This is a genomic window from Luteibacter aegosomatis, assembly GCF_023078455.1.
Classification (GTDB): Bacteria; Pseudomonadota; Gammaproteobacteria; order Xanthomonadales; family Rhodanobacteraceae; genus Luteibacter; species Luteibacter aegosomatis.
The window spans coordinates 752,144-774,016 of the sequence record NZ_CP095740.1; the positions used below are offsets into that span (position 1 = coordinate 752,144).

18 protein-coding genes are annotated in these 21,873 nt (G+C 67.2%); 12 read left to right on the plus strand and 6 right to left on the minus strand.

Going from position 1 to position 21,873, the window contains the following annotated elements:
- Positions 1 to 43 precede the first annotated feature (43 nt).
- The gene (locus tag L2Y94_RS03310; RefSeq protein WP_247373107.1) at positions 44 to 847 is read right to left on the minus strand and encodes an enterotoxin A family protein; all 804 of its coding nucleotides are present in this window, start codon (positions 845 to 847) and stop codon (positions 44 to 46) included.
- Between the two features lie 458 nt (positions 848 to 1,305).
- Here L2Y94_RS03310 and L2Y94_RS03315 point away from each other — a divergent pair, with 458 nt between their 5' ends.
- Positions 1,306 to 1,656 carry a nucleotide pyrophosphohydrolase gene (locus L2Y94_RS03315; protein ID WP_247373108.1) on the plus strand — a complete coding sequence of 117 codons (351 nt, stop codon included), beginning with the start codon at positions 1,306 to 1,308 and terminating at the stop codon, positions 1,654 to 1,656.
- Positions 1,657 to 1,664: 8 nt separating this feature from the next.
- Positions 1,665 to 2,729, plus strand: coding sequence for a protein NO VEIN domain-containing protein (locus tag L2Y94_RS03320; protein WP_247373109.1), 1,065 nt, complete (start codon positions 1,665 to 1,667; stop codon positions 2,727 to 2,729).
- A gap of 74 nt (positions 2,730 to 2,803) precedes the next feature.
- On the opposite strand, the gene L2Y94_RS03325 is transcribed toward L2Y94_RS03320, so the two are convergent.
- Positions 2,804 to 3,325 carry an energy transducer TonB gene (locus L2Y94_RS03325; RefSeq protein WP_247373110.1) on the minus strand — a complete coding sequence of 174 codons (522 nt, stop codon included), beginning with the start codon at positions 3,323 to 3,325 and terminating at the stop codon, positions 2,804 to 2,806.
- A 64-nt stretch (positions 3,326 to 3,389) separates the two neighbouring features.
- Positions 3,390 to 4,763 (minus strand): ATP-dependent RNA helicase DbpA, encoded by a 1,374-nt coding sequence (dbpA, locus tag L2Y94_RS03330; protein WP_247373111.1) that lies wholly within the window; start codon positions 4,761 to 4,763, stop codon positions 3,390 to 3,392.
- Between the two features lie 113 nt (positions 4,764 to 4,876).
- Here dbpA and L2Y94_RS03335 point away from each other — a divergent pair, with 113 nt between their 5' ends.
- Positions 4,877 to 10,783, plus strand: coding sequence for an autotransporter domain-containing protein (locus L2Y94_RS03335; RefSeq protein WP_247373113.1), 5,907 nt, complete (start codon positions 4,877 to 4,879; stop codon positions 10,781 to 10,783).
- Positions 10,784 to 10,980: 197 nt separating this feature from the next.
- On the opposite strand, the gene L2Y94_RS03340 is transcribed toward L2Y94_RS03335, so the two are convergent.
- The gene (locus L2Y94_RS03340) at positions 10,981 to 11,775 is read right to left on the minus strand and encodes a restriction endonuclease (protein ID WP_247373115.1); all 795 of its coding nucleotides are present in this window, start codon (positions 11,773 to 11,775) and stop codon (positions 10,981 to 10,983) included.
- 214 nt (positions 11,776 to 11,989) lie between these two features.
- Here L2Y94_RS03340 and L2Y94_RS03345 point away from each other — a divergent pair, with 214 nt between their 5' ends.
- A complete protein-coding gene (locus L2Y94_RS03345; RefSeq protein WP_247373117.1) occupies positions 11,990 to 13,321 on the plus strand; it encodes a lysozyme inhibitor LprI family protein in 1,332 nt (443 codons plus the stop codon).
- A 10-nt stretch (positions 13,322 to 13,331) separates the two neighbouring features.
- The gene (locus L2Y94_RS03350; RefSeq protein WP_247373118.1) at positions 13,332 to 13,817 is read left to right on the plus strand and encodes a PH domain-containing protein; all 486 of its coding nucleotides are present in this window, start codon (positions 13,332 to 13,334) and stop codon (positions 13,815 to 13,817) included.
- 91 nt (positions 13,818 to 13,908) lie between these two features.
- Here the strand turns inward: L2Y94_RS03350 and cycA are convergent, their stop codons facing one another.
- On the minus strand, positions 13,909 to 15,279 hold the full coding sequence (gene cycA, locus L2Y94_RS03355) for a D-serine/D-alanine/glycine transporter (RefSeq protein ID WP_247373120.1): 1,371 nt from the start codon (positions 15,277 to 15,279) through the stop codon (positions 13,909 to 13,911).
- A gap of 127 nt (positions 15,280 to 15,406) precedes the next feature.
- On the opposite strand from cycA, the gene L2Y94_RS03360 reads away from it, so the two are divergent.
- On the plus strand, positions 15,407 to 15,790 hold the full coding sequence (locus L2Y94_RS03360; protein WP_247373122.1) for a nuclear transport factor 2 family protein: 384 nt from the start codon (positions 15,407 to 15,409) through the stop codon (positions 15,788 to 15,790).
- Positions 15,791 to 15,873: 83 nt separating this feature from the next.
- Here the strand turns inward: L2Y94_RS03360 and L2Y94_RS03365 are convergent, their stop codons facing one another.
- Positions 15,874 to 16,224 (minus strand): response regulator, encoded by a 351-nt coding sequence (locus L2Y94_RS03365; RefSeq protein ID WP_247373124.1) that lies wholly within the window; start codon positions 16,222 to 16,224, stop codon positions 15,874 to 15,876.
- Between the two features lie 135 nt (positions 16,225 to 16,359).
- Between L2Y94_RS03365 and L2Y94_RS03370 the strand changes: the two genes are divergently transcribed.
- The 6 genes from L2Y94_RS03370 to L2Y94_RS03395 are packed head-to-tail and all read left to right on the plus strand — an operon-like array spanning position 16,360 to position 21,725.
- Complete coding sequence (locus L2Y94_RS03370; RefSeq protein WP_247373126.1) at positions 16,360 to 17,217, plus strand: STAS domain-containing protein; 858 nt, start codon at positions 16,360 to 16,362, stop codon at positions 17,215 to 17,217.
- A 4-nt stretch (positions 17,218 to 17,221) separates the two neighbouring features.
- Positions 17,222 to 17,584: an STAS domain-containing protein gene (locus L2Y94_RS03375; RefSeq protein WP_247373128.1), complete on the plus strand. Its 363-nt coding sequence runs from the start codon at positions 17,222 to 17,224 to the stop codon at positions 17,582 to 17,584.
- Positions 17,581 to 17,985, plus strand: a complete 405-nt coding sequence (locus tag L2Y94_RS03380) for an anti-sigma regulatory factor (RefSeq protein ID WP_247373130.1) — start codon at positions 17,581 to 17,583, stop codon at positions 17,983 to 17,985. Before L2Y94_RS03375 ends, L2Y94_RS03380 begins: the two co-directional genes overlap by 4 nt.
- Positions 17,976 to 18,983, plus strand: a complete 1,008-nt coding sequence (locus L2Y94_RS03385; protein ID WP_247373131.1) for an ATP-binding protein — start codon at positions 17,976 to 17,978, stop codon at positions 18,981 to 18,983. Before L2Y94_RS03380 ends, L2Y94_RS03385 begins: the two co-directional genes overlap by 10 nt.
- Positions 18,980 to 19,825, plus strand: coding sequence for a sensor histidine kinase (locus L2Y94_RS03390; RefSeq protein ID WP_247373132.1), 846 nt, complete (start codon positions 18,980 to 18,982; stop codon positions 19,823 to 19,825). Before L2Y94_RS03385 ends, L2Y94_RS03390 begins: the two co-directional genes overlap by 4 nt.
- Complete coding sequence (locus L2Y94_RS03395) at positions 19,812 to 21,725, plus strand: response regulator (protein ID WP_247373133.1); 1,914 nt, start codon at positions 19,812 to 19,814, stop codon at positions 21,723 to 21,725. The genes L2Y94_RS03390 and L2Y94_RS03395 overlap by 14 nt, the downstream gene beginning before the upstream one ends.
- The last annotated feature ends 148 nt before the right edge of the window (positions 21,726 to 21,873 follow it).

Sequence of the window (21,873 nt, forward strand, 5' to 3'; positions counted from 1 at the left end):
TGGCCCGCGACGCATCGAGGGGCTCATGGATGGGTATGGCGCTTTACAACTCGGTCGTCGGCCGTCGGGTGGCCGGGTGTTCCGGGGGTGGATCGTCGAGGTCCAGGACAGCGGAAGCCGTCCGCGCCACGCACTCCAGCATGTGGCGGGCTTTGACACGGGCCTCGTCCATGCCCTCCGTGCCGTCGATCCATTCGATCACGGAGCGCCGGGTGCGTCGGCTGCCGGTACCGAAGCAGACGGAGGGGCATAGGGGGTTGAACGCGGGAGGCGCTCGTGTCGCGTCGAGCGAGTAGTTCCAGGTGAACGGCGCATGGTTTATCGATCCCGGCGTATCGCGTGCGCCGGCCGGGATGAAGACCCCCACGCGGCCAGGCGGCTCGTTGCGACCGCGGCTGACGTATTCGGCGGCGCCGACGATGTCCTCGGCCGGGATGCCGATCGGGGTCACCCATTCGCTTTCCGTCATGAAAACCCATCCGGCGAGCTCGTAGACCGAGTCGTCGGTCTGGCGGCTTGCATGGAACAGGCTCTGCGCGGCGTTGTAGAAAAACTCGCTGGCGCGGATGCGATACACGTAGAACCGCGTGCCGACGGGTTGGGTTTCGCGGCCCCAGTTCACGGCGAAGGTCTCGTTGGCGGACACGGCCACGAAACCGGAGGTCTGGCTTCCGGGCTGGCAGGTTTGGCCTACCACGTGCTGGAAGAGGCTGGAATCGTTCCCGCTGGGCGCGAAGCCGTGCTGGAACACCTCCTCCGGAGGCCGGGTGTCCATCCGGTAGAAGAACGTGGCGTGGGATGCGGTGGATACGAAGACGAGAAGCGTAAGAGCGATAGCGCGTCTCACGCATGCCGTGCCTGGGCTTGCCATGGAGGTCCTTTTCCGATCATGAGGCGGGCGCCATGTTGAACAACCCGTGCCCGGTCGGAAATCGCTTCGAGCCCGTTTTTACGAAGGTTGGATACTCTTGTGACGGTAGGTGATGTGCCGTTGCGGGCGATGCCCGCGATGTGAGAGCAGTCGCCTCATCGGAAGAGGAGGTGTTCTTGCCTCGCCTCACTACGCGCATTGAACAAGGCTGCATCCATTCATTTGCTGCGACGTGATTGGGGGTTAATCTTATAGGCTTGAATTCGTTGGCATTTTGCTCGATGAATCGATTCATGCGCTAATTCAGACCCACTTCCCGGACGCTGCATCCGGGGCCCTGATGCTTCCTCTTCGATTTTTGAGATAATTCTCCTTATCGGTTGCCGAGGCGTCGGCGTATCGACTTTTTGCCGCTACATGGCCAGGTGGGGAACATGGATATCGAAGGGCTGCAGGTCACCCTGCGGGAGTTCGCCGAGGCGAGGGCGTGGGATTCATTTCACAATCCCAAAAATCTAGCGATGGCGCTTTCCGTCGAGGCCGGCGAACTCGTCGAGATATTCCAGTGGTTGACTGACGACGAAGCCGCGGTCGTTTCCGGGAATGAGGCTCTCAAGCATCGTGTGTCGGAAGAGCTCGCCGACGTGATGCTTTATCTGGTTCGCCTGGCGGACAAGACGAACATCGACCTTGAATTGGCCGTTAGGCAGAAGCTGGTCAAGAACGCGGAGAAATATCCCGTTGACCGCGTGTACGGATCCGCCAAGAAATACACAGAGTACTGAGGCGGGGCATGACTGTCTTCATTGTCCCTGCCGTCAATCCCGCAGCACAAAAGAACTACTCCAAGACCCTCACTTCGCCGATTGGCGTCGAGCGCAGGCGCAAATTGCCCATGGGCATCCACATGCCGGATGGAGACATCCACGCTTGGGGTTTCCCACGCAACGGACGCGGCGTCCAGTTGCAAAATGTCATGAAGCCGGGGGACATCTGCCTCTTCTATACGGCCAGCGACAAAAAGAAGGGGTACGGATGGGCAGCAAAGGTGATATCCGTGGTCGGCGAAACGCATGCCGCCGAGGTCTCGAATGCCCTTTGGGACAGTGCCGACTTCCTTCCTTACTTCTTGGCGAAGCCGATTCGAATCTTCGCAACCACCGCGATGATGGCCGCTAGCCTCAACCCAGGCGGTACCTACATGGCGATCCGCCCACAAGGTGCCTTGAGGCTCTCAAACGCTGCTCGGGCAGCTCATGCCATGAAGACTTATGGGGGCTTCGACGAGTGGGCGATCGCGTTTGTCGAAAAGCACGCCGACGGTGTCTGGGACACGAAGGCAATGGACGAATACTTCATCCCGCTGCCGCCCGCTGCGGTTGAGAAACGAATGGAGGTGTCGGCATCTCTCTTCAAGCCTGTGAAGACGCGCTTGCGAGACGTGACACCGACGCCGGCTGTCAGCGAGCGCCGCTTGTCACGTCGTGCCAAGGAAATCGGCGATGCGGGGGAGGAGGCGGTGGTCGCCCATCTGCGAGCGACGTTGCCCGAAGCGCAACGTCGGACGATTTCGTGGCTGGCGAAGGAGGGGATTACTCCGGGATGGGACATCGAATATGAGGGCGAAGACGGAGTCAGGATCCGTGTCGAAGTGAAGTCGACGACCGGGAACACCTTCAGCTCGTTCGAGATCACCTCCAACGAATGGCGTGCCGCGGAAGAACATCGAGCGCGGTATCACCTCTACCTCGTGGCGAACTGCCTGTCGCTCGAGCATCGTTTGCTGCAGGTCGTACCCGACCCGTACGCGGTATATGCGGGGATGCTTACGCCTTCGGTTTATCGGGTGGGTGGGTAGGCTCATGACGCCGTTCGAGGGCCGTGTCGCGCGGAAGTCGACACGGCGGTGCGCTCCGCACCCCGAACCTATCGTTACTTACGGGTCGACGAAACCATCGGCTTTCCTTCGACCAGCGCGAACCGGAACCCGTAATCGAGGCTGAAAGGCGCGTTCCTGCGTTTCTGCGTGATGTTGCCGCGGCCGTCGTCCCATTCTTCCACCACGGTCATCGGCGTATACGACCAGCGCATCACGGCGTCGCGGCAGGCGGCGAAGAACGCGGAATGGTTCGGATCGTTGGAGGTATCCAGATCCCTCACCTCGGTGACCCGCCCTTGCTCGTCGACGATGGCCTTGATGCGGACGGTCGTTTCGGGGAGTTGCAGGGCGACCAGTGACGCGGGATAGGCGGGTGCGTCGTGGTCGACCGGCTGCGCGCCGAAAGCCTGTTCGTCGCGCTTGAGCTTGTATTGGTTGTCGGCGAAGGCCGGCAATTCCTTGTAGCTGACCGTGCCGGCGCGGTCGGGGTCGGCCGGCTTGTTCGCCGGCTTGGTCGGCGCGTGGCAGGCGGTCAGTGCCAGGGCGGTGCAGAGCAGTGCTATCGATCGATGCATGTGGCCATCCGTGCGTTCGTTTCCCCCTGCGGAACGGTAAGGCAAGTGGGGGCTGGTTTCCAGCTCAGCCCAACGGGCGCACGCGGAACGATCGTCCCTTGATCTTCCCCTCGCGCAAGCGCGCCAATGCCTTGCCCGCGAGATCGCGGCGAATGGCCACGTAGGCGCGCGTGGCGAAGACGTCGATCTTGCCCACCTCGTCGGCCTTCAGCCCCGCGTCGCCGGTGAGCGCGCCGAGGATGTCGCCGGGACGGAGTTTGTCCTTGCGGCCGGCATCGATCACGATCGTCTTGTTGGGAGCCAGGTTGAGCACCTTGCGGCCGTCGCCGGCCTTGGCCGGGTAGCGTGCCATGGGCGCGCCCATGCGCTCCTCGATGGCGCGGAGGCGGTTGAGTTCGCGCGAACCGGCCAGGGTGATGGCCAGGCCGCTGGCACCGGCACGGCCGGTGCGGCCGCTGCGGTGGGTGTGCGTGTCGGGGTCGTGCGCCACGTCGTAGCTCACCACCAGCGGCAGGCCGGCGATGTCGAGGCCGCGGGCGGCCACGTCGGTGGCCACCAGTACGTTGCAACTGCGGTTGGCGAAACGCACCAGGGCCTCGTCGCGGTCGCGCTGTTCGAGGTCGCCATGCAGCGCGAGGGCGGAGAAGCCGAGGCGGTCGAGTTCGGCGGCGAGGTCGTCCACGTCCTTGCGCATGTTGCAGAACACCAGCGTGGACTCGGGCTTTTCGTGGGTGAGGATGCGCGCGAGCACGGCGGTCTTCGCCGGCGGTTCCACTTCCACCACGCGCTGTTCGATGGTGGCTTCGGTGTGCGGCTCCTCGATGGTCACGACCACCGGATCGTTCTGCATGCGTCCGCTCACGGCACGGATTTCCTCCGGGTACGTGGCCGAGAACAGCAGCGTCTGGTGGTGCTTCGAAATCCGCTTGACGATGTCGTCGATGGCTTCGCCGAAGCCCATGTCGAGCATGCGGTCGGCTTCGTCGAGCACGAAGGTGGCGATGCCGCCGCCGTGCAGGCTGCCGCGCTTCAGGTGCTCCTGCACGCGACCGGGCGTGCCCACCACGATGTGCGGATCGTGTTCCAGCGAGGCGAGCTGCGGACCCAACGGCATGCCGCCGCACAGCGTGAGCAGCTTCACGTTGGGGATGTTGGTGGCCAGGCGGCGGATCGACTTCGCCACCTGGTCGGCCAGCTCGCGGGTGGGGCAGAGCACGAGCGCCTGCAGGCGGATCACGTCGGGATCGAGGCGCTGCAGCAGCCCCAGGCCGAAGGCGGCGGTCTTGCCGCTGCCCGTGCGAGCCTCGGCCATCACGTCGCGACCGGCGAGGATCGGCGGCAGGCTTTCGGCCTGCACGGGCGTCATGGACGCGTAGCCGAGGGATTCCACGGCGGCGAGCAAGGCGGGGGAGAGGGCGAGCTGGTCGAAGGCGTTCATGCCACATGATCGCACGAACCTCCGTCGATGCCTGTCGTAGACGTTTTTCGCCGGCTTAGCGGCTACCATCGCGGGGCGCCGCCGTCGCGGCATCTTTCGGCAGGGGAAAATCCATGAATCGCACATACCGTCTGGTATGGAACCGCGCGCTGCGCGTCGTCCAGGTCGCTTCGGAGCTTTCGTCGTCGCCCGCATCGCCGTCGCCGGGCGGCCGCTCGTCCGCGTCGCGCCTGAGCCCGTTCGGTCTCGCCCTGGCGGCCTGCGGCATGCTGGTGATGGCCTCGCCTAGCTGGGCGCAGGTCTGTGCCCAGTGCGGTGCCGCCGGCGGTGCCGCCACCAGCGATCGTGCGGCGAGCGGCGGCCAGGGCAACGGCCAGGGTGGCGCGGCGCAGAACATCACCGGCACGCACGTCGAGATCGCGGGCGGATCGTCGTCGGGCGGCATCGGCGGCAGCGGTGCGACGGGCATCGATGTCAGCGGCTCGACCGGGCCGTCCGGTGGCGCGGGAGGAGGGACGGGGACGTCCATCAATGGCGTCCTCACCGGCGGCCAGGGGGCGGACGGGGCGTTCGATATCCACGTGCCGAGCGGCGGTGGCGGCGGAGGCGCCGGCATCTACAGCGTGGGCAGTCCGTTCAACACGGGAGTGGGAACCGTCGTGTTCGGTGGCGCCGGCGGCGCGGGCGGTGTCCCGGATGCGGCGGCGGGCGGTGCCGGTGGCGGCGGCGGCGGTGCGTCGGTGATCCTCGCCGCCGGGGGGAATGGCGGCGTGACGGTGGGTGCTTCGTCGAGCTTGATCGGTGGCGCGGGTGGGCATGGCGGCCAAGCCGCAGCTACCGCCCCAACCTTTGGCGGCGGCGGTGGCGGCGGCGGTGACGGCGTGCTGATTCTCGGCATCAACGCGAGCGTGAACGTCTCGGACACTACGAGCCTCATCCGTGGCGGTGCGGGAGGCGCGGGCGGCGTGGGTATCGGAGCCGGTAGCGGCCTGGACGGAAACTCGGGTGCGGGCATCCGTGCCCTGGGCACGGGTCTGTCGGTTTTGAACTTCGGTACGATCCAGGGCGGCGACGCCACGGGCTCGGGTCAGGCGGGGGCGGCGATCGTCACGCAGTCCAACGCGGTCATCACCAACGGCGGAACGCTCTCCGGCGGTAGCGTCAACGGCGACTACGCCTCGTCGGTCGTCTTCAACGGCGGTGGCGGCGTCATCACCCTAGCCAACGATTCCGTCGTGAACGGTGCGGTCGAACTCGCACCGGGCGCCACGGCCACGATCGTTCCCGCGGTGTCGTCGGCGATCTATGGCGCGAAGCTCGATGGCGGCGGCGCGTCGCTATCGCTCAACCTGGCCCAGGCGCTCGACATGGGCCGGGCGATCACCGGCACCGGCAATGTGACCAGCAGCGGAACAGGCGACCTGTACCTGCGCGGCCTGGACCTCGACGGCAACGCCAATTTCAACGCCTCGGGTGAGGTGCTCGCCATGACCGGCCCGATGCAGACCACCGGCTCGCAACACTACGCCGCACCGGTACTCGTCGCCGGGGACACGAACTTCATCAGCGGCGCGTCGTCGGTGACTTTCGATGGCACGCTCGACACCACGGGCGGATCGCACAGCATCACGGTGAATGCGCCCGTAGGTGCCGTCACCTTCCACAACATGATCGGACCGGGCAGCCTGCCGTCGTTGACGGTAGCGGCGGACTCGCTCGCCATCGGCGCCGTCAACGCGAGCGCGCTCACGCTGGCCATCACCGGTGACATCACCCAGGCCTCCGCCTTCTCGGTGACGGGAACGAGTCGCTTCATCAGCGGTGGCGACGTCATCCTGACCAGCGCCGGCAATGCCTTTGGCGGCGCCGTGAATCTCCAGGGGCGCAATGTAGCGGTCGCCACGTCCGGCAACCTCGCGGTCGACGCGATCGATGTCGGGGGCGCCGGCAACGTCGCGTTGTCCTCCGCCGGCACGCTCACGTTCGCGTCGCCCGTGTCGACGACGGGTGACATCGCGCTGTCGGGACGACTGACCTCGGCGCAACTGAGCGGCCACGACGTCACTCTCAACGCCATCGGGGGCTTTACCCTCAACGACGACGTCGCGGCGAGTGGCCTTCTTTCGCTCGGCTCGACGGCGAACGTCAATCAGGTGGCTGGCGCGATCCAGGCCAACACGCTGACCGCGACGACCGGGGGCAGCCTCACGCTGGGCGGTGCGGGCAACGCGATCGCGACCGTCGGCGACGTCACCGCCACCGATTTCTCCCTGGCCGACAGCGTCCCGGTCACCTTTGCCGGCAACGTGCAGGTGGGCACGTTCGAACTGGCCGCGAGTCAGGGCGCCACGGTGACCGGCTCGATCGTGGCCAACACCGTCGCCACCCTCGGTGCCGGTACGGTACTCAGCATCGGCAACGGCGGCACCAGCGGCTCGCTCACCGCCGACCTCATCGACCACGGCACGCTCGTCTTCAACCGCGCCGACACGGCGAGCTTCACCGAGGCCCTGGCCGGCGACGGCAGCCTCGTGAAACAGGGCGCGGGCAAGCTGCTGTTCGACGGCGACGGCTCGCCGTTCCAGGGGCAGACGCACGTCGAGGCGGGTGAACTCGTGGTGGGCAGCAGTGCCGGCAGCAACGCGAAGCTGGCGGGCCCGGTCGACGTGGCCGCGGGTGCTTCGCTCGGCGGCCATGGCCGCATCCTCGGCAACGTCAGCCTCGACACCGGGGCGACGCTGTCGCCGGGCAATTCCATCGGCACGCTATCGATCACCGGTAACCTCGCGCTGGCGCAGGGCACCTCGATGACTGCCGAACTCGGCGCGTCCGGTGTCGGCGACAGCGTGGCCGTGGACGGCGATCTCTTCATCAACGGCACCACGGTCGACGTGGTCGACGCGGGCGGCATGGGGCCGGGCGTCTACAACCTCTTCTCGTATACCGGCGCACTCAGCGTCGCCAACGGAGGCCTCGTCTTCGGCAGCACGCCGGCGGGACATACCCTGCAACTGGTGACGCTGACCGGCGACAAGCGCATCAACATCGTGGACGCGACGAACGTCGCGCTGAACTACTGGAACGCGAACGGCGCAGCCGGTCCCACGCAGATGGGCGGCGGCAGCGGCACGTGGACCACGACGTCGCCGGTATGGACCGACGCGCAGGGCAGCATCACCGCCGCGATGAGCCCGCAGCCCGGATTCGCGGTCTTTGGCGGCGCGCCGGGCACGGTCTTCGTCAATGGCATCGACGGCGCCGTCACGGCGACGGGGATGCAGTTCCTGAGCGACGGTTATCGCGTGATGGGCGACGCGCTCGGACTCGTCGCGTCGGGTGGTCCGGTCATCATACGCGTGGGCAACGGCAACGAGAGCGGCAGCGGCTACGTCGCCACGATCGACGCGACGCTGACCGGCACGCAGGGCTTCACCAAGGCGGATGCCGGTACCCTCGTGCTCAATGGCAACAACCTGTATTCGGGCGACACGGCGATCAGTGGCGGCCACCTCCAGGTAAGCGATGACGCCAACCTCGGCAACACCGCCAACGCCGTGGTGCTGCAAGGCGGCACGCTGCGCGTGACCGGCATCGGTTACGACGCCACGGATCGCGATCTCTCGGTGCTGCTCGACGGCGGCGTCGAGATCTCCGACCCCCGCAACGCCTTCGCCTGGAACGGCAACGTCAGCGGTGTCGGCACCTTGCACAAGCTGGGCGCCGGCACGCTCGTGTTCGATCATGCCAATGCGTTCACCGGTCCGCTGATCGTCGAGTACGGTACCTTGCGGGTGGGCGACAACGGCGCGATCGGTTCGGGTGCGCTCACCGTGCGCGACGGCGCCACGTTCGAAGCGGGCACCGACGGACTGGCCTTCGACAATGCGGTAGCTCTCGGCGGCCACGCCACGGTGGCCGTGAACGGTAACGACACCCTCACGCTCAACGGTGACCTGGCCGATGACACCGTACCGGGTACGCTGGTGAAAACCGGCACCGGCACGCTCGCGCTCACGGCACGTGGCACGTATACGGGCGGCACCGAGGTCGAAGCGGGCACGCTCAGCCTGGCCGACGGCGCTGCGGCGGGTACGGGCGCGGTGGCCCTGGACGACGGCAGCACGCTCGCGCTGGCGCAGCACGGCATGGTCGTCGCCAACGCGCTGACGGTGTCGGGCAGCACCACCGTCGATGTGGACGACGAGGCGACGCTCACGGGCGACATCGCCGATGGCGCGTCGGACGGAAGCCTCGTCAAGATGGGCGCCGGGATGCTCACGCTGACCGGCAACGCCGCGTACTCGGGTGTCACGACGATCGCCGACGGCACGCTGCGCGTGGGCGACGGCGGCACGCGCGGTACCTTGCCGTCCACCATCGTCAACCATGGCGAGCTGGTGCTGGACCGTTCCGACGATGTGGGCTACGCGGGTTCGATGTCCGGCGACGGTGCCTTCCGCAAGCTCGGTGCCGGCGTGCTCCATCTCACCGGCGACAGCGCGGCGTTCACCGGTGCATCGTCCATCGAAGGCGGCACCCTCCAGCTCGACGGAACGCTCGGCGGCAGCCTGGCGTTGGCCGAGGGCTCCGTGCTTACCGGTACCGGCGCGGCCGGTTCGGTCACGTTCGCCGCCGGTGCCGACCTTTCGCCGGGCGGCGCGGGCACCATCGGCGCGCTCGCCTTCCACGGCGATCTCGACATGGCGAGCGGCTCGCGTTACGTGGTGGACGTGAACGACGCGGGGCAGGGCGATCGTGTCACCGTGGACGGTCGGGCGCATCTGGGCGGCGGTTCGGTGGTGAGCCTCGGCACGGGCGGAAACTGGCGCGCGAACACGACGTACACCATCCTGTCCGCCGCGGGCGGCGTGGACGGCCGTTTCGCGGACGTGTCCAACGACCTGGCCTTCCTCGATCCGTCGCTGGGCTATACGGCCAACACGGTGGACCTGACGTTGAGCCGCAACGACACGACGTTCCCCGACGTGGCGACGACGCGCAACCAGCGCGCGACCGCGGCGGGCGTGGAGTCGCTGGGCGAGGGCGTGCCGGTGTATGACGCGATCCTGGTCATGGACGCCCCCGGTGCGCGACGTGCGTTCGACGCCTTCTCGGGCGAGATCCACGCCAACCTGCGCGGTGCCATCGCCGATGACGACCGCTACCAGCGCGATGCCATCCGGCAGCACCTGCTGGCGCGCGAGGATGCCGGCGCATGGGCATCGGCCTGGGGCCATTGGGGTGACCACGACGGCGATGGCAATGCGTCCCGGCTGCGCGCGAACGGCAGCGGTGTGATGGTGGGCGCGGACACGGCCGTCGGTGGCGATACGCGGATCGGCATCGCCCTGGGCGCGGGCCACGTGTCGGCATCCGCAGGTCGGGACGATGCGCAGGGCGACACGCGCACCGCGGCGATCTATGGCGGCGGCGAGTACGGCAACGTGTCGTTGCAGGCCGGTGCGTTGTACAGCCATCGCGATATCGATACGCATCGCACGGTGGATGTCGACACGATCACGGGCCGTCTCGACGGCAGCCAGCGGGCGCGCTCCGCGCAGGCGTACGTCGAAGGGGCCTATGTCTTCCGCTTCGAGCGCGGCTCGGTCGACCCGTTCCTCAACGTGGCTCGCCAGCAGTTGCGCACGAATGCCCTGCACGAGCATGGCAACGCCGCGGCGCTGGACGTGATGGGGGAGAAGAGCGCGCAGACGTTCGCCACCGTGGGCGTTCGCGGAGGCTGGGATCTTTCCGCCCGGGGCGACGTCGGCCTCTTCGGCAGTCTGGGTTGGCAACACGCGTGGGGTGATACGAACACCCTGAGTCGCCAGCGTTTCGCCGCAGGCGGCGATGCCTTCACGGTGGCCGGCACGCCGATCGCCGACGACGCGGGCGTGGCGACGTTCGGGTTGCGTTTCAGGCCGTGGGCGTCGGTGACGGTGGATGCCGCGTATGCGGGGCAATTCGCGTCGCATGCGAAGGATCAGTCGGCACGGCTGAGCGTGGCCTGGGTCTTCTAAGCCTCGCTCCGTTGCGTTCGCGGACAGGGTCCGCTCCCACCCTTCGGTAGCGACCGTCCTACCGAAGGGGTGGGAGCGGCCCCTGTCCGCGAACGCGACGAAGCGATCGCTTCAAGGCACCCCCGCCTTCCGACAGCGACCTTCCTACCGAAGGGGTGGGAGCGGACCCTGTCCGCGAATGCGACGAAGCGATCGCTTCAAGGCAACTCGGGCGTCGTCCGTTCGAGGATCTTCATGGCCTCGGCGTTCTGCCGGGTCCACTCGGCAAGCGCCCGTTTGGACATCGGTGCGCCATGCACCACCGCCGGGTGCCCGTCGACCGTGCTGACGACCTCGGTCACCGGTCGGGGCGCGTGCACTGCCGACGGTGTCACCGCTTCGGTGGCGCGCGCGTGCAACGCCATCGTCCGCGCGTGCTGGATCTCCTGGATGTAGAAGACATAGAGCATCGCCAACGCCACGCCCATCACGCCCACCGCGGCGATCGCGGCGGCGATGTGGGAGCGCGGGCTCAGGCCGGTCTTGGACGGACCTGGAAGGGAAGAGGTTGCCCACGTGGGCAGCGGCGGCAGCTCGGGCGCCGGTTCGGCGACGGGCCCCAGCATGGCCCGCACGCCGCGTCCGTCGATGAGGCGGATATGGCGGAACTTCGCGGCGGCATCGATGGCCGCCTTGGTGAACTCGCCCGAGGTGATCACGATGGCGCCGGTCGCCGCCGCGGTATGCATCACGCCGATCAGTTCATGCACGGCGTTGTGCGGCACCTGGAACGCGGTCCAGTGCTTGCACTGCACGAGGATGGTCTCCAGGTCGCGATACAGCAGCAGGTCGATGCCGCCGTCGGTGCGATGGCCGCCCTCGCCGGTGCCGCGATGTTCCACGCGATAGCCCAGCTGACGGAAGTGGTCGGCGATGAGCCGCTCGAACGCCTGCCACGATACCCGGGTCAGTGCGTCTTCATAGCGATGGCGAACGGGTTTGAAGCCGCTCATCGCGGCGATTCCCAGGTGCAGAACGACATGCGGCGCCCATGAGCGCCCAATACGACTTCCATGGCTTCCCCTGTCGCGATCCGGGTCCGGGCCGGATGCATCGCCGGACTATAACGGGTTTTTCGTAAGCTTCCGCTAGGAAAAAGTCGGCTGGCCGATTATGTGCATCGTTGGGTCTCATAATGGACGGAACCCTTCGGCACTGGGACATGGAATGAAACGTAAGCACCTATGGTGGATCGCCTTGGTCTTGCCGGGCATGGCCACGGCGGCGGGATTCGATTGCGGCAAGGCGTCTACCGCCGGGGAAAAAGCGGTTTGCGCATCGAAAGACCTCTCGGCCCTGGACGGCAAATTGTCCGATGCGTTTCGTGATGTGCTGAAGACCCATCCCGAGCTCGCCGACGACCTGCGCCTCGACCAGCGTCACTGGCTGGCGACGCGCGACGACACGGCATGGACGTTCTCGTCGGGCACGGTCGGCGACACCCTGCCCCAGGTGCTCGCCGACCTGTATCGCCACCGTATCGAGGTGCTGCAAGGCATCGACCGCAAGCCACCTCCTCCGCTGGATACGTTGAAGGCCGGCGTGGCGAAACTGCCCGCGGGGCCGGACGACGTCCTCGATGCCCTGGCCAGGGAGGGTGTGCTCACCCTCGCCACCGATCGCCGCATCGACGATCCGAAGCGGCTTCCTTTCGAGCCCGATGCCGCCTTGCGCAAGGCGCTCGATGACGCGGGCGATCGCCTGGTGGATCGCGTGTTGCCCGGTTCCCCGGTGAGTTCGGTGTACTTGATCGGAGGAACGGCGTCGTGTTACGTCGAAGCGCCCTACCGTCTCGACGGCAAGCGCGCCGTCGCCATCGCCATGCCGCCGGTGTGGGGTGACGGCGATTGCATGCTTCGGCACGCGTTGGCCCGCGTCGGTCGCGACGTGGCCGCATTGCGCATGGAGGCCTCCGATGCCGACGAGGTGACGCTGGACGCCAGCCGCTGGGACGGACAGCGGTTTGCGCCCGGCCAGACGTTGTCGCTGCGCTTCGATCATGCGTTGTCGCTGGAAGGGTCGGCGTGCACGCCGGCCCAGTCGCCTTGCGACGACTTCGCCACGCAGGCGATGTCATGGGTGGCGCGCTACGACCTCCGTCCGCAGGCAGGCACGATCGACCGCCTGCCGAAGGGCGCCGACAAGGCGGCCTATGAGGCGGCGGTGGCGGTGGCACGCGCCAGGGGAGGGCTGCTGGACGGCAAGAACGACGCCGGTTTCGCGGTGCTGCCGGACTTCGGCGGCCGGGTGGCCTCGGGCAGGATGACCGGCTACGACAGCGAAGCCACCCCGTTTCCGCTGGTGTTTCGCGGTGAGACGCTGATGGGCCTCATCGGTCATGGCCACGTCGGCTGGCGTACCAACGGCGACTGGCTGGTGTCGGCGTGGCGCCTGAAGAACGGTACGCTGGAGCCGGTGGCCTCGGCCTACGTCGAGGTCAAGCGCGGGCGCCTGCTGTTCTCGTCCGTCGTACCTCCGGGCCCGCGTGCGGAACATTGAGGAGCCGACGATGCAGACCTTTTCCACCGGCATGTCGAACACCACCCGCTGGACCGGCATGCTGGCCCTGCTGGTCTGCATCGTCGCGATCGTGGTGATGGCGGGACGCGTGACCGACACCGTCGCCGTACCGTTGGCGGGATTGCTGTTGGTGATCCTGTCCATCACCTTCGCGCTGTCGCCGCTGCGTTACGAGATCCACGGGCATGAGCTGGTGGTGCGTCGGCAGGTGGGGCGCACCACGGCCGACCTGCGCGGGGCGAGCGTGTCGCGTGACGACGGGGCGTTTCGCGGATTGGTTCGCGTGTTCGGCAACGGCGGGTTTTTCGCCTTCCATGGCGTGTTCTATTCGCGGCGCCTGGGCTTCGTGCGGGTGTACGCGCGCAACCGCGATCACGGGGTGGTGGTGACGTTGCGCAACGGGAAGACGTGGGTGTTGTCGCCGGACGAGCCCGATCGGATGGTGGCTGCCATGCGTGCGGCTGCCGCTTCGTAGGATTCGCCGACACGGTCGGCTCCCACCCCTCCGGTAGGCAGGCCGCGGCATGCTTGCTACCGAAGGGGTGGGAGCCGATCGTATCGGCGAATCAAGGCTTGCGACGACGCAGGGCGTAGCCGATGCCCAGGATCGCGAACCACGCCGGGCTGGCGATCAGCGCCTGCCGCGTATCCGCCTGCAACGACAGCAACACCAGCACGAAGGCGAAGAAGGCCAGGCATACCCAGCACATGACCACGCCGCCGGGCATGCGGTAACGCGAGGCCGCGTGCAGCTCGGGACGCTTCTTCCGGTAGGCGATGTAGGCGCACAGGATCAGCGACCACACGAACATGAAGAGGATGGCCGACAACGTGGTCACCAGCGTGAACGCGGTGACCAGGTTCGGGATCAGGTACACGAGCATCGCGCCGCCGAGCAGGCACAGGCAGGAGAAGAACAGGCCGTTGGAGGGTACCGCCGCACGCGACAACCGCTTGAACGCGGCCGGCGCGTGGTCCTCCTCGGCCAGTCCATACATCATGCGGCTGGTGGAAAAGATGCCGCTGTTGGCCGACGAGGTGGCCGAGGTGAGCACCACGAAGTTGATGAGGCTCGCCGCGGCAGGGATGCCGGCCAGCACGAACAGCTCCACGAAGGGGCTCTTGCCGGGCATCACCTGGCGCCACGGCGTCACCGACATGATCACGATCAGCGAGAACACGTAGAACAGGATGATGCGCACGGGGATCGAGTTGATCGCCTTGGGCAGGTTGCGTTCGGGGTCGGCGGTTTCCGCCGCCGTGGTGCCCACCAGTTCGATGCCCACGAAGGCGAACACGGCGATCTGGAAACCGGCGAAGAAGCCGCCCATGCCCATCGGGAAGAACCCGCCGTCGCTCCACAGGTTGGCCAGCGAGGCCACGTGTCCGTCGGGCGAGCGGAAGTGCCAGGCGATCATGCCGAAGCCGGTGACGATGAGCGCGCAGATCGCCACGATCTTGATCAGCGCGAACCAGAATTCCAGCTCGCCGAACAGCCGCACCGTGGTGAGGTTGAGGGTGAGCAGCAGGCCCACGCAGAGCAGGGCGGGAATCCACGGCGCGAGCCCCGGGAACCAGAACTGGGCATACGACGCGATCGCGATCACGTCGGCGATGGCGGTGATGATCCAGCAGAACCAGTACGTCCAGCCGCAGAAGAAACCGGCCCAGGGGCCGAGCAGGTCGGTGGAGAAATCGATGAACGACTTGTACTGGAGGTTGGAGAGCAGCAGCTCGCCCATCGCGCGCATCACGAAGAACAGCATGACGCCGATGATGAGGTACACCAGCAGGATGGACGGCCCGGCCAGGCTGATCGTCTTGCCCGATCCCATGAACAGGCCGGTGCCGATCGCGCCGCCGATGGCGATGAGCTGGAGATGGCGGTTGGAGAGGCTGCGCCGGAGGTGTTCGGCGGATTCCTGCGGGTGGGACATGGGCGGGCGCTTCCGTGGGACGTCGAAGCGGTGACCATACGGGGGGTGCACGGCTCCGGCAAGGGACGAACCGTGCGTGGCTTGCTAGGGTAAGCCCCTGGGGCCATGAGGCACGGGGGGAGACACCATGATCGATGCCGTGAGGGAATCGCTGATCCGGGCTTACGTCGAGGCTTATAACCGCTTCGACGTCGAGGGCATGCTCGCGACGCTGGCCGACGGGGTGCGTTTCGAACACCACGCCGGGGGAGAGCTGGCGGTCGCGACCGACGGCAAGGCCGACTTCGAAAAACTGGCGCGGGTGGGGGCGGCGATGTTCGCCTCGCGCAGGCAGACCCTCGTGTCGCTGGAGGAACGGGAGGGCCGGGTCGTCGCCACCGTCGATTTCCATGGGGAGGTCGCCGAGGACATCCCCGACGGGCCGCGCGCCGGAACGGTCATAGAGATGCGGGGGACGTCGGAGTTCGGGTTCGACGGCGGGGCGATCGCCCGGGTGATCGACCGGGCATGACGCTCCGTAGGCCTTCGGTAGCGGATCTTCCTACCGAAGGGTGGGAGCGGACCCTGTCCGCGATGCCTGCGGAGCGAAGACCCTCAAAGCAACGCGTCGAGCGCCACCCTCAGGCTCTTGCGGTCGTACGGCTTCGGCAGGTACCTCATGTTGCCGCCCAGCCAGGTGTGTTGCGCTGCCGCCTCGCCGGACGTGACCAGCACCGGCATGTCTTTGCCGTATCGCTCGGCCAGCTCGCGACCGTCGCTTTCGCCCTTCATCCGCATGTCGGTGAACAGCAGGTCCGGCGCGTCGTTTTCCGCCAGCCACTTCTCCGCCTCCTCCCGGCTCGCCGCCGCATGCACCACGTAACCCAGGTCTTCCAGGGTCCAGGTGGTGACGTCGCGAATCATGGGTTCGTCTTCGACGAGAAGGATGGTGCGTTGGGTAGCCATGGTGGTCCGGGACGAGGGTGCGGCGAGGCTATTAAAAGCCGGCGCGTGAAGGCGGCGTCAATGCGTACACATGCCGTGGCGGTATTCCATTGCGCCACGACTGCCCGCATCATAACCATTTTTCGGGGGACGCCCATGTCAGAGCTGAGCCATCGCACCATCGACACCGTTCGTAACAACGAGGCCCAGCTCCTGGACCGGTGGTCTGCCAACCTGGAGTCGAGCGGCGCCTCGCGCGACTCGCGCATCGGCAGCGCGGAGCTCGAATCGCAGACGCGCGAGTTCCTCCGCCTGTTCGTGGCCGGGTCCGCCACCGGCGATGCCTCGTCGCTGGCGAGCAACGAATGGAGCGAAGCGCGAACCTTCCTCGAGAAGCTTTCCCGCAGCCGCGCGATGCAGGGCTTCGACTCGCATCACACGGCCAACTTCATCTTCTCGCTGAAGCGGCCGATGTTCGACCTGCTGCAAAAGGAGTATGCCGGCGACGCGGCCGAACTGGCCTCGCAGCTGTGGGCCGTCTCCGAACTGCTCGATGCGCTGGGCCTGCACACCATCCGGGCCTTCCAGAAGTCGCGCGAGGAAGTCATCGCCCGCCAGCAGGAAGAATTGCTCGAACTCTCCACCCCGGTGGTGAAGCTGTGGGACGGCGTGCTTGCGTTGCCGATGATCGGCACGCTGGATTCCCAGCGTACGCAGGTGGTGATGGAGTCGCTGCTCCAGCGCATCGTCGAAACCGGTTCGGAAATCGCCATCATCGACATCACCGGCGTTCCCACCGTGGATACGCTGGTGGCGCAGCACCTGCTGAAGACGGTCACGGCCATCCGCCTGATGGGTGCCGACGCCATCATCAGCGGCGTGCGTCCGCAGATCGCGCAGACGATCGTGCATCTCGGGCTCGACCTGCAGGGCATCGTGACCAAGGCCAACCTCGCCGACGCGCTCGCGCTGGCGTTGAAGCGGTCGGGATTCACGGTGGGCAGGGCGAGCTGACGCCGTGGACCGCATCCCCATCCTGCGCATGGGCGAGTTCCTGCTCGTCACCATCCAGGTCGACATGCACGATCAGCTCGCGCTGACCCTGCAGGACGACCTCGCCGAAAAGATCACCCAGACCGGCGCGCGGGGCGTGCTGATCGACATTTCCGCGCTGGATATCGTGGACTCCTTCATCGGCCGCATGATCGCCACGATCTCGGGCCTGTCGAGGATCATGGACGCGCAGACGATGGTGGTCGGCATGCAACCCGCCGTGGCGATCACCCTCGTGGAGCTGGGCCTGACCTTGCCCGGCGTGAGCACCGCGCTCGACGTGGAGCGCGGCATGAAGCTGCTGCGCGAACGCGTGCACGCCGAATGAACGGGCCGGCCAGCGGTACGCATCCCGTCCGCACCGAGCAGGACGTCGTGCTCGCGCGCCAGCAGGTCCGCAAACTCGCGGTCGCATGCGGACTGCGCCTCGTCGACCAGACCAAGCTCGTTACCGCCGCCAGCGAGCTGGCGCGCAACACCGTCATCTACGGCGGTGGCGGCGACATGGACTGGGAGACCCTGGAAGACGGCGCCCGGAAGGGCCTGCGCCTGGTGTTTCGCGACGAAGGCCCGGGCATTTCCGACATGAAGCTGGCGATGACCGACGGCTGGACCTCCGGCGGTGGCCTGGGCCTTGGCCTCACCGGTGCGCGGCGCCTGGTCGACGAATTCTCGCTGGAGAGCGCACCCGGCTCGGGCACCCGCGTGACGATCTGCAAATGGACCTGATCGTCGCCGGCCAGCCGACCCTCATCGTGCCCGTCGAGGACACCACCCAGATCGGCCAGGCGCGACGCTCGGCGACGAAGGCGGCCCTGGAGGCCGGCTTCGACGAGGCCGATACGGGACGCGTGGCGCTGGTCACCACCGAACTGTCGACCAACGTGCTGCGCCATGCGGGGCGCGGCGAAATCCACGTCGCCATCGTGCCCGGGCGGGACACGCAGGGCGTGCAGGTGGTCGCCGTGGACCGTGGCCCGGGCTTCGACTTCGCCGTCTGCCTGACCGACGGCCATTCCACCGCCGGTTCGCGCGGCGAGGGCCTGGGTGCGATCCGGCGCCAGTCGCAGGTGATGGACGCCCATGCCGACCACCGGGGCTCGGTCGTGCTGTCGCGCATGTATCCGCGCGGTACCGCCCAGGCGGACATCCGCTTCGGTGCCACCCAGCAGGCCCTGGCGGGTGAGCCGATCTGCGGCGACGGCTGGGCCATGGCCCTGTCGGACTCCGCCCAGGGTGTGCTGTTGGTGGACGGCCTCGGCCACGGCCCCGCGGCGCACCGGGCCGCGGCCGCGTGCGTGGAGGCCTACGTGGCGGACCATGACGGCGATCCCGTCGAGGTGATGGCCCGGCTCAATGCCGCCATGTCGGGTACGCGGGGCGGCGCGGTCGCGATGGTCCGGCATGCCGGCGGGACCCTGCGTTATTGCGGCGTAGGCAATATCGCCGGCAGCCTGATATCCGCCGACGCCTCGCGCGGCCTTGCCTCGCACCCCGGCATCATGGGCATGGCGACGCGCCGCATGCAGGCCTTCGATTTTCCCGGGGCGACGGGCAAGCTGCTGGTGATGCACAGCGACGGGCTGCAATCGCGCTGGAGCCTGCGCGATTACCCCGGCCTGGCCAACCGCCATCCCGCCGTGGTCACCTCGGTGCTGTATCGTGATTTCGATCGGGGCCGTGACGACGTCACGGTGTTCGCCATCTCGCTGGAGGATCGCGCATGAGCGACAGCGACGCCCTTCGTGCCGAAATCGATGCCCTGCGAGCGGAACTGGACGAAACCAACCAGGGCGTGCTCGCGCTCTACGCCGAACTGGACAACCAGGCCGAGCAGCTGCGCCAGGCGTCGGAGCTGAAGAGCCGCTTCCTGTCGTACATGAGCCATGAGTTCCGCACGCCGCTGGGCTCGATCCTCAGCATGACGCGCCTGCTCACCGACGGCCTGGACGGCCAGCTCAACGTCGAGCAGCACAAACAGGTGGATTTCATCGCCGGCGCCGCGCGCGAGCTGAGCGACATGGTGGACGACCTGCTCGACCTGGCGAAGATCGAGGCGGGGCGCATCACCATCTCGCCGGAATGGTTCGAGCTGATGGACCTGTTCTCCGCGTTGCGCGGCATGTTCCGTCCCATCGTCGAATCGAGCCAGACCGACCTCATCTTCGAGGAGCCCCGGGACATGCCCCGGCTCTATACCGACGACAAGAAACTCGCGCAGATCCTGCGCAACTACATTTCCAATGCGCTGAAATTCACGCCGCGCGGCGAGGTGCGCGTGTCGGCATCGTTGGAAGGCGGCGACCGCGTGCGTTTTTCGGTGAAGGACACCGGCATCGGCATCCCCGCCGAATTGCACGACGTGCTTTTCGACGACTTCACCCAGGTCGACTCGCCGCTGCAGAAACGCGTGCGCGGCACGGGCCTGGGACTTTCGTTGTGCCGCCAGTTCGCGCACCTGCTCGGTGGCGAGGTGGGCATGACCAGCCGCATCGGGAAGGGCTCCACGTTTCACGTGGTGCTGCCCTTGACCCTCGCCGTGGCGGAGGTGGCCGATGCCGGCGAGTAAGCGACTCCTGATCGTCGACGACAACGCCGCCACGCGCTACGCCATGCGCCGCACGATGGAACGCCATGGCTACGAGGTGCTGGAAGCGGGCACCGGGACCGACGGCCTCGCGACGCTTGCCGACAACGACGTCGCCGCGCTGATCCTCGACGTGAACCTGCCGGACATGAGCGGCTTCGACGTGGTGCGCCGCTTGCGCGAGATGCCGCGTACGCAGCTGTTGCCGGTGGTGCACGTATCGGCCGCCTCCATCGATACCGGCGATCTCATCACCGGCCTGGACAACGGTGCCGACGCGTACCTCATCCACCCGGTGGACCCCGACGTGCTGCTGGCGACCATGCGCACGTTGTTGCGCGTGCGCTACACGGAAGACGCGTTACGCGAAGCCGAAGCCCGTTTTCGCGACATCTTCCTCAACATCGCCGCGCCGATCGCCGTGGTCGACGGAGACCTCGCGGTCCGCGAAGCCAACGATGCGTTTCGACGCCTCGTGGGGCAGGCCGGCTGCGACGAGTCGTTGCCCGCCTGTTTCGGCGAGGGTCAGGACGACCTGCTGGCGCGGATGCGCGAGGCGGTGCGCGACCGGCAGCGTTGGCATGGCGTCCTGCCCATGCACACGGTGCAGGGGCCGCGGGAAACCGAATGGCGCGTCACGCCCTACCGCGACGGCGCCGGTCTGGTTTTCGTCGAAGACGTGACCGAACAGCGCCGCCGCGAACGCGACCACCTCCAGCGCATCGATTCCGCCCATACCCAGCTGGCGCTCGCCGAATCGCAGCTGGTGCAAGCGCAGAAGATGGACGCGCTGGGCAAGCTCACCGGCGGCATCGCGCACGATTTCAACAACCTGCTCACCAGCATCATCACCGGCATCGACCTGGTGAACCGGCAGATCGAAAGCGGCCATCCCGAGCGCGTGCAGCGCTTCGTCGACGCGGCGCTGGGTTCGGCCCGCCGTGCGGCGGCGCTCACGCATCGCCTGCTGGCCTTCGCCCGCCAGCAGCCGCTGGATACGCGGCCCACCGACATCAACGAACGCGTGCGCTCGCTCGAAGACATGCTGCGCCGCACGCTGGGCGAGCACATCGAGCTGCACCTGGATCTTTCCGTCGATCCCGCCGTGGCCAGCGTGGACGTCAACCAGCTCGAAAACGCGGTGATCAACCTCGTGATCAACGCGCGCGACGCCATGCCCGACGGCGGTCGCATCGGGGTGAAGACGGCGACCGTGAGCGTCCGCCACGACGACGAGCTGGCCGACGGCGAGTACGTGATGCTGACGGTGTCCGACAACGGCGAGGGTATTCCCTCCGACGTACTGGGCAAGGTGTTCGAGCCGTTCTTCACCACCAAGCCGCTCGGCCAGGGCACGGGTCTGGGCCTGTCGATGATCTACGGCTTCGCGCGGCAGTCCGGCGGCCATGCACGCATCTGCAGCACGCCGGGCGAAGGCACCAGTGTGTCGTTGCTGCTGCCGGCCAGCGAGGCGCCCGTGGTGGACGTCGAAGTGATCAGGGAAACGGTGGAAGGCGGTCGCGGCGAGCGCATCCTCCTCGTGGAAGACACCGACGCGCTACGCATGATGGTCACCGAAGTGCTGCGTGGTGCGGGCTACGACTGTGTCGCCACGTCGGATGCCGACGAGGCCTTGCGCCTCGTACGTGGGGACGAGACGTTACACCTCCTGCTTACCGACATCGGCATGCCCGGCATGAACGGTCGCGAGCTTGCCGAGGTGGCGCGCGCGTGGCGTCCGGCCTTGCCGGTTCTGTTCATGACCGGCTACGCGGAAAATGCCGTGGAACGCTCGCGGTTCCTCGGGCAGGGTATGGACATGATCGTGAAGCCGTTCGAGATCGACATGCTGCTGGGGCGCGTGCGGCGGATGTTGGGATAATCCCCTCGCCAAAACCGGTCATGGCGAGTCGCGCGATTTTCGCGGCACCCCCACGCGATGTCCACTCGCGAAGGCGCACGTTCGGGCATCCCCTCGCCAAGGAGCCCGTGCCATGTCCGACACCCACCAGCCTTCCCGTCGCCGCGTC

What these genes read in the sequence shown, in the direction of transcription:
- L2Y94_RS03345 (WP_247373117.1), top strand. Translation starts at nt 11,990, where the DNA reads ATGAAACGTAAGCACCTATGGTGGATCGCCTTGGTCTTGCCGGGCATG.
- L2Y94_RS03340 (WP_247373115.1), bottom strand. Translation starts at nt 11,775, where the DNA reads ATGAGCGGCTTCAAACCCGTTCGCCATCGCTATGAAGACGCACTGACC.
- L2Y94_RS03380 (WP_247373130.1), top strand. Translation starts at nt 17,581, where the DNA reads ATGAACGGGCCGGCCAGCGGTACGCATCCCGTCCGCACCGAGCAGGAC.
- L2Y94_RS03360 (WP_247373122.1), top strand. Translation starts at nt 15,407, where the DNA reads ATGATCGATGCCGTGAGGGAATCGCTGATCCGGGCTTACGTCGAGGCT.
- L2Y94_RS03370 (WP_247373126.1), top strand. Translation starts at nt 16,360, where the DNA reads ATGTCAGAGCTGAGCCATCGCACCATCGACACCGTTCGTAACAACGAG.
- cycA (WP_247373120.1), bottom strand. Translation starts at nt 15,279, where the DNA reads ATGTCCCACCCGCAGGAATCCGCCGAACACCTCCGGCGCAGCCTCTCC.
- dbpA (WP_247373111.1), bottom strand. Translation starts at nt 4,763, where the DNA reads ATGAACGCCTTCGACCAGCTCGCCCTCTCCCCCGCCTTGCTCGCCGCC.
- L2Y94_RS03385 (WP_247373131.1), top strand. Translation starts at nt 17,976, where the DNA reads ATGGACCTGATCGTCGCCGGCCAGCCGACCCTCATCGTGCCCGTCGAG.
- L2Y94_RS03335 (WP_247373113.1), top strand. Translation starts at nt 4,877, where the DNA reads ATGAATCGCACATACCGTCTGGTATGGAACCGCGCGCTGCGCGTCGTC.
- L2Y94_RS03315 (WP_247373108.1), top strand. Translation starts at nt 1,306, where the DNA reads ATGGATATCGAAGGGCTGCAGGTCACCCTGCGGGAGTTCGCCGAGGCG.
- L2Y94_RS03320 (WP_247373109.1), top strand. Translation starts at nt 1,665, where the DNA reads ATGACTGTCTTCATTGTCCCTGCCGTCAATCCCGCAGCACAAAAGAAC.
- L2Y94_RS03325 (WP_247373110.1), bottom strand. Translation starts at nt 3,325, where the DNA reads ATGCATCGATCGATAGCACTGCTCTGCACCGCCCTGGCACTGACCGCC.
- L2Y94_RS03365 (WP_247373124.1), bottom strand. Translation starts at nt 16,224, where the DNA reads ATGGCTACCCAACGCACCATCCTTCTCGTCGAAGACGAACCCATGATT.
- L2Y94_RS03350 (WP_247373118.1), top strand. Translation starts at nt 13,332, where the DNA reads ATGCAGACCTTTTCCACCGGCATGTCGAACACCACCCGCTGGACCGGC.
- L2Y94_RS03395 (WP_247373133.1), top strand. Translation starts at nt 19,812, where the DNA reads ATGCCGGCGAGTAAGCGACTCCTGATCGTCGACGACAACGCCGCCACG.
- L2Y94_RS03390 (WP_247373132.1), top strand. Translation starts at nt 18,980, where the DNA reads ATGAGCGACAGCGACGCCCTTCGTGCCGAAATCGATGCCCTGCGAGCG.